Below are 15,963 nucleotides of genomic sequence, written 5' to 3' on the forward strand. Positions count from 1 at the left end.
AAGTAGATTAGCTCTGGATCCAATTTTCGCATAGGGCAGAAAGGCAGCACGTCATGTAAGAGAATGCTTACATGACGTTACATTTTTAGAACTGTGCTGCATCCAGCAGGAACAACGATTCACTGCCCGCCTTCACTGACGCACTCAACGAGTGGATCCGCGGCAACAGACGCGCGAAGTAGAACCGCGCCGTGCCCAGTTTGCTCGCGTAGAAATCCTCCTGCGCTTCCTTGCCGAATGCGGCCTTGGCCATCAGTGCCCACATGTAGGCGTAAGCCACGTAGCCGAAGACTTGCAGGTACTCGACCGAGGCGGCACCGATTTCATTCGGGTTGTTTTTCGCCCGATCCAGCAACCAGCCGGTCAGCTCGTCGAGCGTGGACACGGCATCGTTCAGCGGCTTGGTGAACTCCGCCAGATCAGCGCTGGCCGTCGTGGTGAAATGACGAATCTCGTCAGCGAACAGGTTGTAGAAGGCCCCGCCGGTACCGACGATCTTGCGGCCCACCAGATCGAGCGCCTGGATGCCGTTTGTGCCTTCGTAAATCTGCGTGATACGCACGTCGCGCACCAGCTGTTCCTGGCCCCATTCACGGATATAGCCGTGGCCGCCGAACACCTGCTGGCCATGGACTGTCGTTTCCAGGCCAAGATCAGTCAGGAATGCTTTGGCAACCGGCGTCAGCAATGCCACCAGGTCTTCCGCACGTTTGCGGGTCGTGGCGTCTTCGCTGAACTTGGCGGTGTCCAGCTGCATCGCCACGTAGGTGGAAAATGCGCGGCCGCCTTCGTTCGAGGCTTTCATGGTCAACAGCATGCGACGCACGTCCGGGTGAACGATGATCGGGTCAGCGACCTTGTCCTTGTTCTGCGCACCGGTCGGCGAACGGCTTTGCAAGCGGTCACGGGCGTACTCGATCGCGTTCTGATACGAACGCTCACCCGTGGCGAGACCTTGAATACCAACACCCAGACGCTCGTAGTTCATCATGGTGAACATTGCCGCCAGGCCTTTATTCGGCTCGCCGACGATGTAACCCACGGCGTCATCAAAATTCATCACGCACGTCGATGAAGCCTTGATACCCATCTTGTGTTCAATCGAACCGCAGTTCGCCGCGTTACGCGCGCCCAGGCTGCCATCGGCATTGACCATGAACTTTGGTACCAGGAACAACGAAATACCTTTCGGCCCTGCCGGTGCGTCCGGAAGTTTCGCCAGTACCAGGTGGATGATGTTCTCGGTCAGGTCGTGTTCACCGCCGGTGATGAAAATCTTGGTGCCGCTGACCTTGTAGGAACCGTCGGCCTGAGGTTCGGCCTTGGTGCGAATGATCCCAAGGTCCGTACCGGCGTGTGGCTCGGTCAGGCACATGGAGCCTGCCCAGACACCGGCATACATGTTAGGCAGGTACGCGGCTTTGAGTTCTTCGCTGGCGTGGGCATTGATCGACAGGCAAGCACCGGCAGTCAGCATCGGATACAGACCAAACGACAGACTCGCGGAGTTGACCATTTCCTCGACCTGGGCCGACACCGCCTTGGGCATGCCCATGCCGCCGTAAGTCGGATCGCCACCCACACCAACCCAGCCGCCTTCAGCGTAAGTCTGATAAGCCTGTGGGAAACCTGCCGGCGTGGTGACAGCACCGTCCGCCCAATGGCAACCTTCCTCGTCAGCCGCACGGCTCAATGGCGCAATGCTTTTGCTGGTGACCTTGCCGGCCTCTTCCAGAATGGCTTCAACCGTTTCTGCATCGACCGTCTCGGCCAATGCAGGCAACTCGGCCCAGAGTTTAGCGACCTCGAACACTTCATTGAGGACGAAGCGCATATCGCGCAGGGGCGCTTTGTAGTCAGCCATGGCAAACCTCGCAGGATCTTTACAGTTGATTCAAATGAAGGGTGTCTTTGTTGAGTCCGAGTGTAACTCAACAACTTTTGCGACACATAGGGTCATGCAGTGACTATTTTGTTATTTTTAGTCACTGAATAGAATAGGGAGGATCGAGAAGAACGTGTGGCGAGCGAGCTTGCTCGCGCTGGACTGCGCAGCAGTCCCAATCGTGAGTGCTGCGCAGCCCGGCGCGAGCAAGCTCGCTTGCCACAGAGAAAAAGTCAGAGCCCGAACAACTCCGCCGGCAACTTCATCAAACAATCACTCCCCGCCTCGATGGCCGCCCGATGAGCGGCAGTACGTGGCAGCAATCGCTTGAAGTAAAACTCGCTGGTCGCCAGTTTGCCCCGGCAATAATCGGCATCGCCGCTACCGTCGTCGATCTGGGCCTGTGCCACCAGCGCCATGCGCAGCCACAAATAGCCGAGGATGATGTAACCGCTGTACATCAAGTAGTCCACCGACGCGGCACCGACTTCATCCGCATTCTTCATCGCAGCCATGCCCACCCGGGTCGTCACCTCACCCCACTGCCGATTCAAATCGTTGAGCTGCGCGACGTAGGGCGCGAGTTGCGGATGCCCGACGTTTGCTGCGCAGAACTTATGGACGATTTTAGTGAAGCCCCGCAGCAATTTGCCCTGGCTACCGAGCACTTTGCGTCCCAGCAGATCCAGCGCCTGGATGCCATTGGTGCCCTCGTAGATCGGGGCAATCCGACAATCACGAACCAACTGCTCCATGCCCCACTCACGAATGAAACCGTGGCCGCCAAACACCTGCATCCCGTGGTTGGTCACTTCCAGCCCGGTATCGGTCATGAAGGCTTTGCAGATGGGTGTCAGGAACGCCAACAAATCCTCAGCATCCTGGCGTGCCGTTTCATCGGGACTCAGATGCGCAGTGTCCAGCAACTGTGCGGTGAAGTAAGTCAGCGCCCTGTTGCCTTCGTTGAAGGCCTTCATGGTCAGCAACATCCGACGCACGTCGGGATGAACAATGATGGGGTCAGCAGGCTTTTCGGGCGCTTTCGGGCCGGTCAACGAGCGCATCTGCAAGCGATCGTTGGCGTACTTGATCGCGCCCTGGAAGCTCGCCTCGCCCAAGCACAATCCCTGCATACCGGTGCCAAGACGGGCGTGGTTCATCATGGTGAACATGCAGTTCAGGCCCTTGTTCGGCTCACCGATCAAGTAGCCCTTGGCGTCGTCGAAGTTCAGTACGCAAGTGGCCGAGGCCTTGATGCCCATTTTGTGTTCGATAGAGCCACAGGAAACGCCGTTGCGCTTCCCCGCTTCACCGTCGCCATCGGGCAGGAATTTAGGAACGATAAACAGCGAAATCCCCTTGGTCCCTGCTGGCGCATCCGGCAGTTTCGCCAACACCAGGTGAATGATGTTGTCACTCATATCGTGCTCGCCGGCGGAGATGAAAATCTTGCTGCCGGAGATCGCGTAACTGCCATCGGCCGTCGGTACGGCGCGGGTCTTGATGATGCCCAGGTCGGTGCCGCAATGGGCTTCGGTCAGGCACATGGTGCCCGTCCACTGCCCGGCGGTGAGTTTGCTTAGATAGGTGAGTTTCTGTTCTTCGGTGCCGTGGGCGTGAATGGCCGACATCGCACCGTGGGTCAATCCCGGGTACATGCCCCAGGAGGTGTTGCTGGAGCCGACCATTTCGCTGATCACCAGCCCCAGAGAACTGGGCAATCCCTGGCCGCCGTAAGCAGGATCCGCTGCCAGACCGTGCCAGCCGCCTTCAACGTATTGGGCGAAGGCCTGCTTGAAACCTGCTGGCGTTGTCACCACGCCATTGTCGAAATGGCAGCCTTCTTCGTCGCCGCTGCGATTGAGCGGCGCAAGCACGTTCTCACAGAATTTCGCGCCCTCTTCGAGGATCGCCGCCACCATGTCCGGGCTGGCGTCAGTGGCGCCCAGAGCCTCGTAGTTGCCGTGAAAATCGAAGACGTGGTCGATCAGGAAGCGCATGTCGCGCAGGGGAGCTTTGTACTCGGGCATGGCATTTTCTCCGTCAGCAGATCACCCAAACCTACTGCCGCCAACCACGCCCTACAATCACAGTCCAGACGCTGAATGCGCCATCATCACTCAATTCGTAGCGGCGTCCATACGCACGGCGCCGCGACGATTCTGACCAAAGGCCACCACGCAGTTTCGCCCGGCTCCCTTGGCGCTGTAGAGCGCTTCGTCAGCGGATTTGAGCACTTGTTCCGGGCTGCGCTGCTCAAGTCGATCCGCAACGCCAATGCTGACCGTGACCGACACACTTGAAGCACTCGAACCGGCCCGGCGCTGCCGCCCTTGCTGATCGTCCTGAGGGCGACTGTCCTGGTTGCGCAAATGGATGTTGTATGTCGCGATGGATTCGCGGATGACTTCCAGGTGCGGCAGGCACTCCTCAAGGGTCTTGCCGGCGAACACCAGCGCAAATTCCTCACCGCCATAGCGATATGCCCTGCCGCCTCCGCCGATTTTCGACAGCTTGCTGGCCACCAGCCGCAGCACCTGGTCACCCACATCGTGGCCGTGCGTGTCGTTGAATTTCTTGAAGTGATCAACGTCGCTCATCGCCAACACGTAATTGCGACCCAGGCGCTGCATGCGTTCATTCAACGCGCGGCGACCCGGCAACCCCGTGAGCTCGTCGCGGAAAGCCATTTGATAGGCTTCATGAGCCACCGCCGCCGCAATCATCAACATCACCTGGCTGCACATGATGTTCAGCGTGAACGGCAGGATGAACGTTTTCGGCAACATCCAGAACAAACCCAGCAAACCCACAAGCTGTGCGGCGTGCAAGGGTCTCGGCTTGCGCCAGTACTGCCAGCTCAAGAGCATGAACATGGCGATGAAAACGGGATACGACAGCTGGATCAGGCTCATCCAGGCGCCATGCAGCGCGGGCCAGCGGATTTCAGCCAGCCACATCAACAGCGCCTGTGGGTAACTCTGCTCCAGCCCCAACGCCACGCTGCCGACGGCCAGCAACACGGCGAAGCGCGCCACCATGTCCTGGAACAGATGGGTGCGTTCCTGCCAGGCTGCGAACACACCGAACATCAGGGGCAGTAGCAGGCACACCAGATGAAAAATCACCGCGGCGTCATCACGTACCTTGCCGTTGTCGCGGTAATAGTCGGTCTGCGTGTCCAGCAAGTAGTAGGCGATGTACACCGTGACCATCAGGAACAATTCGCGCTGGCGGCGATAAACCGCGCAGTAGGCCCCGCCTAGCAACAACACCAGTGTTGGCAATACGTTGAACAGCGAGGTGAAGAAGACATTGAGGTCTTTGACGTAGGCAGCCGCGAGCCCTGCCAGCAAAAGCACCAACGACGGCAGGAAATGGCTGAAACGTACAGCGGAAGAACGCGGCAAGGGTAAAAGCTCCGACCGTCATACAGATTGATGGCATTGTGCCCTCTCCTTGTAACGGCAGATACCGGGACTTTCTGAGCGATTTAGTCAGGTTTTTTTAGGCGGTGCATTTCAACAGTCACAACACGAACCCTGTAGCAGCTGGCGAAGCCTGCGACCGGCTGCGAAGCAGTCGTAAACCCAAGCACTTCGGTATGTCAGAACCACATCGTATTCGGGAATGACGACTGCTGCGCAGCCGGACGCAGGCTTCGCCAGCTGCTACAGGGTTAGCGTTGTGGCTCAACTCAAAGGTCGTTATAGAACGGCTGCAGCGGGCCTTCCTCGGCTTTGCGCCCCTCGGCACCGATGGGTTTGAGCGTCACCAAAGCGTCCGTGGCTTGCCTGGTCGTTATCTTCGGACTGACCGGCTTGGGCGTTACCGCGTTTTCATCGCCCAGATGACCTTGGGGAAGGACCAGCGAAGGATGATCGAACGGCGCTTGCTCCCAGGCCACGCGTGGATCGGTCAGCCCGACTTCCATGAATTTGACCAAGGCATCGACTTCATCGGGTGCCAGGTTCAGGGAGGTCATGTCCGGATCGAGGTTCGAGGTGTTGTGCTGATTCACACTCGGATGCTCGAAACCGCTGGTGTTGTTGGCTTCCGAACCACGCCGGTCACCGCCGCGGTTGTAGAACTCCATGACCTGCTTGAGGGTCGCCCGGCTGCCATTGTGAAAGTACGGACCGGTCAGCGCGATGTTGCGCAGCGTCGGCGTTTTGAATGCACCGTCGACCGCATCGCGGAAACCCACAGTGGGTTTGAGCGTCGCGTCACAGGGCAACGCCGAACTCAGGGGCGCCTCGAATGTGCACACGTCGACGTCCAGCGGGTCAGGCACTTTCGCGCCCTGGATTTGCGAATTGTATTCACGGGTGAAGGCCAGTGGATTGCCCCAGGCGTCCGTCCCGCCCAGCGCCAGGTCTTCAGAAGTCGGGCGCACGCCAGTGTTGTAGAAACCATTGTCATAGAGTGTCGTCAGGTTGTCGGCCATGACCATCCGTTCGATGCGCTCCCGAGGATGGAACAGCAAACGGCTACCGGCGTTGGTCAACTCCGCCCCGCCGTGGCAACTCACGCACTTGCCCTTGCCAAGGAACAGGTTCATGCCTTGGACTTGCTGCTCACTCATGGCCGAATGATCACCCTGCAAATAGGCGTCCAGCGGTGCCTGATCCGAAATCAGGGTGGATTCGTACATCTGGATCGCGAGCCCGAAGAACAGCGGAAAATTCGCTTCTATCTGTGTGTACGGAGCACCACCGAGAGACACCTGCTGCGTGGCGTTCCATAGCCGTGGCTGGAAGGCGGCTTTGATCAGCTCACGGTAAGTCGGACGACGTGCACCGGACACCGGCCCAAGCACCGAATCGGTGGATGAAATCCGCTGTTGCTTGAGCATCAGCGTGTCGAGCATGCGCCGGCCAATGTCGGCAAAGGTGCGACCGCCACAGGACATTTCAACCGCACTGCCCGGAGGTCCCACGGCCTGCGAAGCCGCAGAGGCATCGTTGAGCGCCAGCCGTACTTTTGTCGCGACGCCGCTGCGATCGCTGGTGACGAAGATCCCGGCATCAGGGTCGCGATTGCCAAACGGCGAGAAGCCATTGAAGACGTTGTTGGCCCGCCCGTCCCAGAAGTTGCGCACGTTGAAGGCGGCGTTGATCACCGACGGAGCATTGCGCCCGGTCGCACGACGGACATTGACGCCGTTCACCTGAAAGATGCCGTCCGGTTGCTGGGTGCACTTGTCGAAACGCGGCTGGTTCGGCTTGACGAAGTTGGCGTCGAACACACCCTGCGAGCCGATCACATCGTCGCTCGAGTACACAATCGGCGAATTTCGGTTCAGTGGATCAGCCAGCACGTGAGTGGGGAAATCAGTCTTCTTCAACGTGTAGTTCGGCCCGCCTTTACCCGCTGACAACGTTGCATAGGACGCCACGTCACCCGGAATGTCGGATGCCACGAAGGGCTTGTTGAAAATCGACGCTACGTTCGCATTGGTGTGCGCCTGACCCGGATTGATCTGATTGGTGATGCGATGGTCAACACCGGCGTGGAAGTGGCAGGACGCGCATGCGGTGGCGCTATCGCTGCCCACCTCCATGTCCCAGAAAAGCGCCTTGCCCAGCAGGATCGCGGCACTACGATTGAGGACGTAGTCGGTCATTAGATCGACTTTGCGTCCGCCCTCGGTTCCAGAGGGATCGGGCGGTGTCATACCGCGCAGCGATTGCAGGGAGGGGATCTCGGGGACTGGCGGCTCAACGTCTGGCGCAGTCGCGGCAAATGCACCCTGAGCAGGCAGAGTGATCATGAAGGTCAAACTAAGTAGTCGAAGGATGTTCATGCGCGTCACCCTGATTGCTGCCGGATATCAGCGATTTTGCAATTAGTCTGCCAAGCGCTCCGCCATTTGTTTCAAGGTGTTTCAAGCGCCTGAATAAATGCTTTACCGGGGAAATGAGGCCCATTCATGGGTCTTCTTCACCAGTGTTGAGTCACAAGCCAAAAAAAAACCGCCACTCCCGAAGGAGCAGCGGTTTTTTAGAACAGCGCTAAGACTTAGTAGCCCAGCGCGAAGTTCTCTTCTTTCATGTCCATCAGGTTGTTAGCGCCCGACAGCATGGTTGCCACGTGAGTGCGGGTACGCGGCAGGATGCGCTGGAAGTAGAAGCGCGCAGTCTGCAGCTTGGCGGTGTAGAACGCCTCTTCGGTGGTGCCGGCAGCCAGTTTCTCAGCAGCCAGACGCGCCATGTCAGCCCAGAAGTAGGCCAAGCAGGCGTAACCGGAGTACATCAGGTAATCCACGGACGCCGCGCCGACTTCTTCGCGGTCTTTCATGGCCGCCATACCGACCTTCATGGTCAGCTCGCCCCATTCTTTGTTCAGCGCAGCCAACGGCTCGACGAACTCTTTGACAGCTTCGTTGCCTTCGTTGGTCTGGCAGAACTTGTGGACGATCTTGGTGAAGCTTTTCAGAGCTTCGCCCTGGGTCATCAACACTTTACGGCCCAGCAGGTCGAGTGCCTGGATACCGGTGGTGCCTTCGTACAGCATCGAAATGCGGCTGTCGCGAACGTTCTGCTCCATGCCCCACTCAGCGATGAAACCGTGGCCGCCGTAGATTTGTACGCCATGGTTGGCGGACTCGAAACCGACTTCAGTCATGAAGGCTTTAGCGATTGGCGTCATGAAGGCCAGCAGTGCGTCGGCTTTCTTCTTCTCTTCTTCGTCCACGCCGTACTTGACCACGTCAACTTGCTTGGCGGTGAAGTAAACCATCGCGCGGTTGCCTTCGGCGAACGCCTTCATGGTCAACAGCATGCGACGTACGTCAGGGTGAACGATGATCGGGTCAGCGGCTTTTTCCGGCGCTTTCGGGCCAGTCAGGGAACGCATCTGCAGACGATCACGAGCGTATTTCAAGCCGCCCTGGAAGCCGATCTCGGCGTGCGCCAGACCTTGCAGCGCGGTGCCCAGGCGAGCGGTGTTCATAAAGGTGAACATGCAGTTCAGGCCTTTGTTCGCCGGGCCGATCAGGAAGCCGGTGGCCGCGTCGAAGTTCATCACGCAGGTGGCGTTACCGTGGATGCCCATCTTGTGTTCCAGGGAACCACAGGTCACGGCGTTGCGAGCGCCGATCGAACCGTCAGCGTTCGGCATGAACTTGGGAACGATAAACAGCGAAATGCCTTTGGTGCCAGCCGGTGCATCCGGCAGACGTGCCAGCACGATGTGGACGATGTTATCGGCCATGTCGTGTTCGCCGGCCGAGATGAAGATCTTGGTGCCGGAGACTTTGTAGGAGCCGTCGGCCTGAGGTTCAGCCTTGGTACGCAGCATGCCCAGGTCGGTGCCGCAATGCGGTTCGGTCAGGCACATGGTGCCGGTCCATTCGCCGGAAACCAGCTTGGTCAGGTAAGCCTCTTGCTGCTCAGGCGTGCCGTGCTCGCTGATGGTGTTCATCGCACCGTGGGACAGGCCTGGGTACATGCCCCACGACCAGTTGGCTTCACCGACCATTTCGCTGACCGCCAGACCAAGCGATTCCGGAAGGCCTTGGCCGCCGTGCTCAATGTCGTGAGCCAGGCTTGGCCAGCCGCCTTCTACGAATTGCTTGTAGGCCTCTTTGAAGCCAGTCGGGGTTTTAACGCCGGACTCGCTCCAAGTGCAGCCTTCGGTGTCACCCACGCGGTTCAGCGGAGCCAGTACCTGCTCACAAAACTTGGCGCCTTCCTCAAGAATGGCGTCAACCATGTCCGGAGTTGCGTCCGCACAAGCCGGAAGGCTCTGATAGTGCGCTTCGTAGCCGAGCAGTTCGTCACGAACGAAGCGAATATCACGCAAGGGGGCCTTGTAGTCAGGCATAGCGATAAACCTCTGCTGATGTAACCGGGAATGAACGACCGTAATGAGTTGTTGTGACGGTCAAACAGTTGTTTGAAACATACGTTTACGACCAAATCTTGTCAAGCGTCGATCTTTTGCCGTTCGTCATCACGGCTTTTGCATCGTGCACGCGCAGCCGTGTACGGCCGTTGATGGAGCAACGGACGCTAGGGAAAAGATTAGTTGAGCGAGAAGGACTTACGCAGAAAAACGCCGCGAACAATCGCGGCGTCGGAAGTGCGGATGCAGCGAAAAATCAGGCGTAGGTATCGATCAACGTGCCGAGCATTTCATCGGAAGCCTTGGCCACCTTTACGCCCAGCTCGAGTTGAAGCTTGCCCTGAGCCATCTCCACCGTGTTGCTGGCCAGGTTCGATTGCTGACTGCGGTCGACGCCTCGCAGACGATCGACCTGAACGTCGGACGACTGGCTGACCACCGAACGGTCGACGGTGGCGCCGGCGATTTGCCCGGCAGCTTGATCGACGCGGTTCTGCCCAGCCTGAACAGTGCTCAGACCGGCCTAAAAAGCGGTGTTTCCTGAGATTTCCATGGGAGAACTCGTCCTTGTGAAGGATCAACAACCGGCATTGAAACAGACACGCGGGCAAAAGGCCCGTCAATAACACTAATGGCACAGTGCCTTGTCATAGGCAAAACCTAGTCCAGCAGATCCAGCTGTAAATGCTCGGCCACCGCTTCTGCAGTCACCAACTTGAGCTTGGGTACTCGCCCCAGGCACGGCGCGGGAATTCGCTCGGCCAGTGTCGCCAGGTTTTCTTCCAGGCGCGACGTCTTTGAATCGATGATATTGGCCACCCACCCCGCCAGTTGCAGGCCATCCCGTGCAATCGCTTCCGCCGTCAGCAGCGCATGGTTGATGCAGCCCAACCGCACGCCGACGACCAGAATCACTGGCAGGCCAAGCGCGATTGCCAGGTCCGACAGGTTGTCCTGATCCGCCAGAGGCACACGCCAGCCGCCAGCGCCTTCTATCAGGGTGAAGTCCGCCTGCATGTCCAGAATCTGCCGCATCGGCACCAACAAGGATTGCACGGTCAACGCCACGCCAGCTTCCCGCGCGGCCAGATGCGGTGCGATCGCCGGTTCGAACGCTACCGGATTGACCTGCGCATAGGTCAGTGGCAGCGAGCATTCCGCCAGCAACGCCAGTGCATCCGAATTGCGCAACCCCTTGGGCGTCACGTCGCAGCCGGACGCCACCGGTTTGCCTGCGGCGGTGCTCATGCCTGCCGACCGCGCGGCGTGAAGCAAACCGGCGGCAACGGTGGTCTTGCCGACATCGGTGTCCGTACCGGTGATGAAATAGGCTGCACTCATAAGGGTTTCTCCAGAACGGCGTAGACCACTTGATAAGTCGCGGGCAGACCTTCGGCCTGTCGAAATTGCTCGTAAGCCTCGATCAAGCCGAGGATTCGCGCCCGACCGGTCAAACCACCCGGCCGACCGGGGTTCAGGTTGTGCGCACCCAATGCCTTGAGTTCATGGGTAAGGCTGCGCACGTCCGGGTAATGCAGTACATGCGGACACACTTGCAAACGCGCAATCCTCAGTCCGCTGTCAGCGCACAAATGCTGATAAACCTCGAACTCACGGAAACGGTTGACGTGCACCCTGCCATCCACCTGACGCCAACTGTCGCGCAACTCGAACAACGTACCCACGCACAGACTAGCAAACGCGAAAATCCCCCCCGGTTTCAACACCCGATGGGCTTCACCGAGCACCGAAGCAAAATCCGCGCACCACTGCACGGCCAGACTGGAGAAGATCAGGTCGCAGGTCGAATCCTGCAGCGGCAAATGCTCTGCGTCCCCCGCGATGAAATGCGTGGCGCCGCCCAGCGGCCGTGCGTGATTGAGCATGCCTTCGGCAATGTCCAACGCCATCCCTTCACCTGCTGGAAAACGCTCGCCCAACGCACGGCTGAAATAGCCGGTGCCGCTGCCCAGGTCCAGCCAGCGATCAGGTGAAAAACCCTCAGGCAAGCGACTCAATAATTGGCTACCCACATCACGCTGCAACTCGGCAACGCTGTCATAGCTCGCCGCCGCGCGGGAAAAAGAGGCTGCCACCTGACGTTTGTCGGGCAAGACTAGGGGAATGTTGGGAAGAGAGAGATCAGTCATCACCGCACTCATGCAAAAAAGCCTGGATCGCCCCCGCCACACCGTGAGGATCTTCCAGAAGAAACGCGTGACTGGCCTGTTCAATCAGACCAATTTCGACATCTGGCAGCAGCGACAGCAAATCGCTCGCCGCTTCGGCTGGAACCAGCGCGTCCATGCCCGCAAATAAATGCAGTTGCGGGCCCCGAAACGCCTGCAACGCTGCACGGGCATCCAGTTGCGCCAACAGTTCCAGGCCGCTCATCAACACTGACGAAGCCGTATGCGGCGCGCCGCCCAGCATCAGCCTCGATAGCCCGCGTGAGTCCTCGGCGCCTTGGGCGCAGAGTAGCGAGAACCGTTTCAAGGTCATTCGTGGGTCAGCGTTGCAACCCGCCAGAAACGCATCGAAGGTTTCACCGGGCATCGCGCTGGGCCACTGCTCGTGGGCGACAAACGAAGGGTTGCTCGCCAGGGTCAGTAGACCGCAGCAGCGATCCCCTCGCCGCGCGGCCAGTTCGGACGCGAGCATGCCGCCGAGGGACCAACCGCCGAGCCACGCGTCCTGGGGCACGGATGAGTCGAGCTCATCCAGCCATTCTTCAAGATCGCTGGACTCCAACTCTGGCAACGGCTCGATCTCGACCCGAAGGTGCTCATCCAGTCCCTGCAACGCGGCGGCCAAGGGCTCCAGCGGCGAAACCCCGAGGCCCCAGCCCGGCAGCAGAATCAGTCGATTACGCATGGCTTGGCTCCGGTCCCAGTTTTGCAAAACAATCGGCCAGTCCATTTAACAATAGCTGTACCTGCGCCTCGCTGTGCGCGGCGCTCAAGGTCACCCGCAGTCGAGCGCTGCCAGCGGGCACGGTCGGTGGGCGGATCGCGGTCACCATCAGTCCGCGTTCGCGGAGCATCTGTGACAGGCGAACCGCTCGCCCTGCGTCGCCGATCATGATCGGCTGGATCGGGGTAAAGCTGTCCATCAGCTCCAACCCGATCTGCTCGGCACCGTGGCGGAACTGGCGGATCAACGTTTTCAGGTGTTCACGCCGCCAATGCTCAGTGCGCAAAAGATCGAGGCTCTTCAGCGTCGCGCAGGCCAGGGCCGGTGGCTGGCTGGTGGTGTAGATGTACGGGCGAGCGAACTGGATCAGACTTTCGATCAGGTCTTCGCTGCCTGCCACAAAAGCCCCTGCCGTTCCAAAGGCCTTGCCCAGGGTGCCGACCAACACCGGTACGTCGTCCTGGCTGAGGCCAAAATGTTCGACGATCCCGCCGCCATGGGCGCCCAGCGGACCAAAACCGTGGGCATCATCGACCATCAACCATGCGCCTTTGGCCTTGGTTTCCCGCGCCAGCGTCGGTAAGTCCGCGAGATCGCCGTCCATGCTGAACACGCCGTCGGTGACCACCAACGTGTTGCCGGTGGCTTTTTCGAGGCGTTTGGCCAGGCTCACGGCATCGTTGTGTAGGTAGCGATTGAAACGTGCACCGGACAACAAACCGGCATCGAGCAAGGACGCATGATTGAGCCGGTCTTCCAGCACCGTATCGCCCTGCCCCACCAGCGCGGTGACCGCGCCAAGGTTGGCCATGTAGCCTGTGGTGAACAGCAGCGCGCGAGGGCGACCGGTCAAGTCGGCCAACGCCTCTTCCAGTGCGTGATGCGGGCCGCTGTGGCCGATCACCAGGTGCGAAGCGCCGCCACCCACGCCCCAGCGCGAAGCGCCCGCGCGCCAGGCTTCGATGACCTGTGGGTGATTGGCCAGCCCCAGGTAATCGTTGTTACAGAACGCCAGCAAAGGCTGGCCATCGACCACCACTTCCGGTCCTTGAGGACTTTCGAGCAGTGGACGCTGGCGATAGAGGTTTTCGGCACGACGGGCAGCAAGGCGTGCGGCGAGATCGAAAGACATGCAGGCCTCGGTGTCAGATCGCAACGTGCAAAAGTTGCACGACCCCCTGTGGGAGCCAGCCTGCTGGCGATGACGGACTGTCATTCAACATTGATGTCGACTGACCTGACGCCATCGCCAGCAGGCTGGCTCCCACAGGTTTTGCATTTCTCGAGAAGGATTGGCGGTCAAACAGCCGCGTTATAAAACTGCTCGCTGCTCTTCTGTTCCACCAAAGCCTGCTCGATCGCGGCCTGATGCACCTCGTCCGCGTGCTCTTCGCGCGATTCCGGCAAGATGCCCAGGCGCGAGAACAGTTGCATGTCCTTGTCGGCCTGCGGGTTGGCCGTGGTCAGCAGTTTGTCGCCGTAGAAAATCGAGTTGGCACCGGCAAAGAACGCCAGGGCTTGCATCTGCTCGTTCATCGCTTCGCGGCCAGCGGACAGGCGTACGTGGGATTGCGGCATCAGGATGCGCGCGACGGCCAGCATGCGAATGAAGTCGAACGGGTCGATATCTTCGGCGTTTTCAAGGGGAGTTCCGGCCACTTTTACCAGCATGTTGATCGGCACCGACTCCGGATGCTCCGGCAGGTTGGCCAACTGGATCAGCAGGTTTGCACGGTCATCGAGGGATTCGCCCATGCCGAGAATGCCACCGGAGCAGATTTTCATCCCCGAATCACGCACGTAAGCCAGGGTTTGCAGGCGCTCGCCGTAGGTGCGGGTGGTGATGATGCTGCCGTAGAACTCCGGCGAGGTGTCGAGGTTGTGGTTGTAGTAATCGAGGCCGGCCTGGGCCAGCGCTTCGGTCTGGTCCTGATCGAGACGACCGAGGGTCATGCAGGTTTCCAGGCCCATGGCTTTCACGCCTTTGACCATCTCCAGTACGTAAGGCATGTCTTTGGCCGACGGGTGTTTCCACGCCGCGCCCATGCAGAAACGGGTCGAACCGATGGCCTTGGCGCGTGCAGCTTCCTCAAGGACCTTCTGCACTTCCATCAGCTTTTCTTTTTCCAGGCCGGTGTTGTAGTGACCGGACTGCGGACAATATTTGCAATCTTCTGGGCAGGCACCGGTTTTGATCGACAGCAACGTCGACACCTGGATCCGGTTTGCGTCGAAATGCGCACGGTGCACCGTCTGCGCCTGGAACAACAGGTCGTTGAATGGCTGAACGAAGAGTGCTTTGACCTCGGCCAAAGACCAGTCATGACGCAGGGTTGCAGTGGTGCTGGCGCTCATGGGCGTTTCCTTGTTTTATGCTTGGCGAGCGACTGGGGAACGTAATACCCACAGGCGCGACACGGATGTTCGGCATATTTAAGGAAGAGCGATGAGCTGTCAACCATGTTACGACAAACCGGTTTACATCTGGTTAAAAAACAACCAATCGTGTTTGCTCTGCAACGAAGCCTCCGAAGACAACGCGCCCATCTGCATGGCCTGCGAAACCGAGCTGCCGTGGCTCGGCGATCAATGTGAAACCTGCGCCTTGCCGCTACCGATTCCGGGCATGACGTGCGGCCAATGCGTGAAGCAACCGCCCGCTTTCGAACGGGTTGCGACGCCATGGGCCTACAGCTTTCCCGTCGACACGCTGATTACCCGGTTCAAACACAGCGCGAAATGGCCTTTTGGCCACCTGCTCGGCGAACTTCTCGTGCAATTCCTGCAACATCGCTTCGATGAAGACCTGTCGCGACCGGATGCTCTGGTCCCGGTGCCGTTGTTCACAAAACGCCTGCGTCAACGAGGCTTCAATCAGCCACCATGCTCGCCCAGTGGCTCAGCGCCGGCCTCGGCATTCCCTGTGATGAGCAGCTGGTGCTACGAATTCAGGACACCAGCGCGCAACAGGACCTGAAGGCAGATGCACGTAAGAAGAACCTGCGTAACGCCTTCGCCTTGACGCCGGATGCTGCGATCAAGGGGCGTCACCTGGCCTTGGTCGACGACGTCTTGACCACCGGCGCCACGGCCCACGCCCTGGCACGTTTGCTGATGGAGGCCGGCGCCGCACGGGTCGACGTCTACTGCCTGGCACGCACACCCAAACCCGGTGACGCTGGGTGATTTGAGTACATAGCCCCCTGTGGTAGCGAGCCTGCTCGCGATGGCGGTTGGTCATTCAACATTGATGCGACCGACACACCGCAATCGCGAGCAGGCTCACTCCCACAGGATCACAGCCTGACTTGACTCCC

At 59.3% G+C, this 15,963-nt stretch carries 11 protein-coding genes and 1 pseudogene; 1 reads left to right on the plus strand and 11 read right to left on the minus strand.

Translation table 11 applies throughout. The features are described 5' to 3' along the window. Positions 1-85 precede the first annotated feature (85 nt). From ACA063_RS26740 to bioB, 11 genes are all read right to left on the minus strand, one after another. On the minus strand, positions 86-1,864 hold the full coding sequence (locus ACA063_RS26740) for an acyl-CoA dehydrogenase C-terminal domain-containing protein (RefSeq protein ID WP_497663963.1): 1,779 nt from the start codon (positions 1,862-1,864) through the stop codon (positions 86-88). Positions 1,865-2,118: 254 nt separating this feature from the next. Beyond that, the gene (locus ACA063_RS26745) at positions 2,119-3,915 is read right to left on the minus strand and encodes an acyl-CoA dehydrogenase C-terminal domain-containing protein (protein ID WP_497663964.1); all 1,797 of its coding nucleotides are present in this window, start codon (positions 3,913-3,915) and stop codon (positions 2,119-2,121) included. 90 nt (positions 3,916-4,005) lie between these two features. Next, positions 4,006-5,295, minus strand: coding sequence for a GGDEF domain-containing protein (locus ACA063_RS26750; protein ID WP_497663965.1), 1,290 nt, complete (start codon positions 5,293-5,295; stop codon positions 4,006-4,008). 287 nt (positions 5,296-5,582) lie between these two features. Then, positions 5,583-7,691 carry a cytochrome-c peroxidase gene (locus tag ACA063_RS26755; protein WP_497663966.1) on the minus strand — a complete coding sequence of 703 codons (2,109 nt, stop codon included), beginning with the start codon at positions 7,689-7,691 and terminating at the stop codon, positions 5,583-5,585. Between the two features lie 215 nt (positions 7,692-7,906). Next, positions 7,907-9,712, minus strand: a complete 1,806-nt coding sequence (locus ACA063_RS26760; RefSeq protein ID WP_162436236.1) for a phenylacyl-CoA dehydrogenase — start codon at positions 9,710-9,712, stop codon at positions 7,907-7,909. A gap of 277 nt (positions 9,713-9,989) precedes the next feature. Beyond that, on the minus strand, positions 9,990-10,250 hold the full coding sequence (locus ACA063_RS26765; RefSeq protein ID WP_497666592.1) for a pyrroloquinoline quinone biosynthesis protein PqqE: 261 nt from the start codon (positions 10,248-10,250) through the stop codon (positions 9,990-9,992). Positions 10,251-10,393: 143 nt separating this feature from the next. Then, the gene (bioD, locus tag ACA063_RS26770) at positions 10,394-11,074 is read right to left on the minus strand and encodes a dethiobiotin synthase (RefSeq protein WP_497663967.1); all 681 of its coding nucleotides are present in this window, start codon (positions 11,072-11,074) and stop codon (positions 10,394-10,396) included. Then, positions 11,071-11,883 (minus strand): malonyl-ACP O-methyltransferase BioC, encoded by an 813-nt coding sequence (gene bioC / locus ACA063_RS26775; protein WP_497663968.1) that lies wholly within the window; start codon positions 11,881-11,883, stop codon positions 11,071-11,073. Before bioC ends, bioD begins: the two co-directional genes overlap by 4 nt. After that, positions 11,876-12,607 carry an alpha/beta fold hydrolase gene (locus ACA063_RS26780; RefSeq protein WP_497663969.1) on the minus strand — a complete coding sequence of 244 codons (732 nt, stop codon included), beginning with the start codon at positions 12,605-12,607 and terminating at the stop codon, positions 11,876-11,878. Before ACA063_RS26780 ends, bioC begins: the two co-directional genes overlap by 8 nt. Then, positions 12,600-13,778 carry an 8-amino-7-oxononanoate synthase gene (gene bioF, locus ACA063_RS26785; RefSeq protein WP_497663970.1) on the minus strand — a complete coding sequence of 393 codons (1,179 nt, stop codon included), beginning with the start codon at positions 13,776-13,778 and terminating at the stop codon, positions 12,600-12,602. Before bioF ends, ACA063_RS26780 begins: the two co-directional genes overlap by 8 nt. Positions 13,779-13,945: 167 nt before the next feature. Then, positions 13,946-15,001 (minus strand): biotin synthase BioB, encoded by a 1,056-nt coding sequence (bioB, locus tag ACA063_RS26790; protein ID WP_497663971.1) that lies wholly within the window; start codon positions 14,999-15,001, stop codon positions 13,946-13,948. Positions 15,002-15,092: 91 nt separating this feature from the next. Here bioB and ACA063_RS26795 point away from each other — a divergent pair. After that, positions 15,093-15,832, plus strand: a pseudogene (locus ACA063_RS26795) (ComF family protein). Positions 15,833-15,963 lie beyond the last annotated feature (131 nt).

It is taken from the genome of Pseudomonas sp. LBUM1643 (assembly GCF_059716215.1).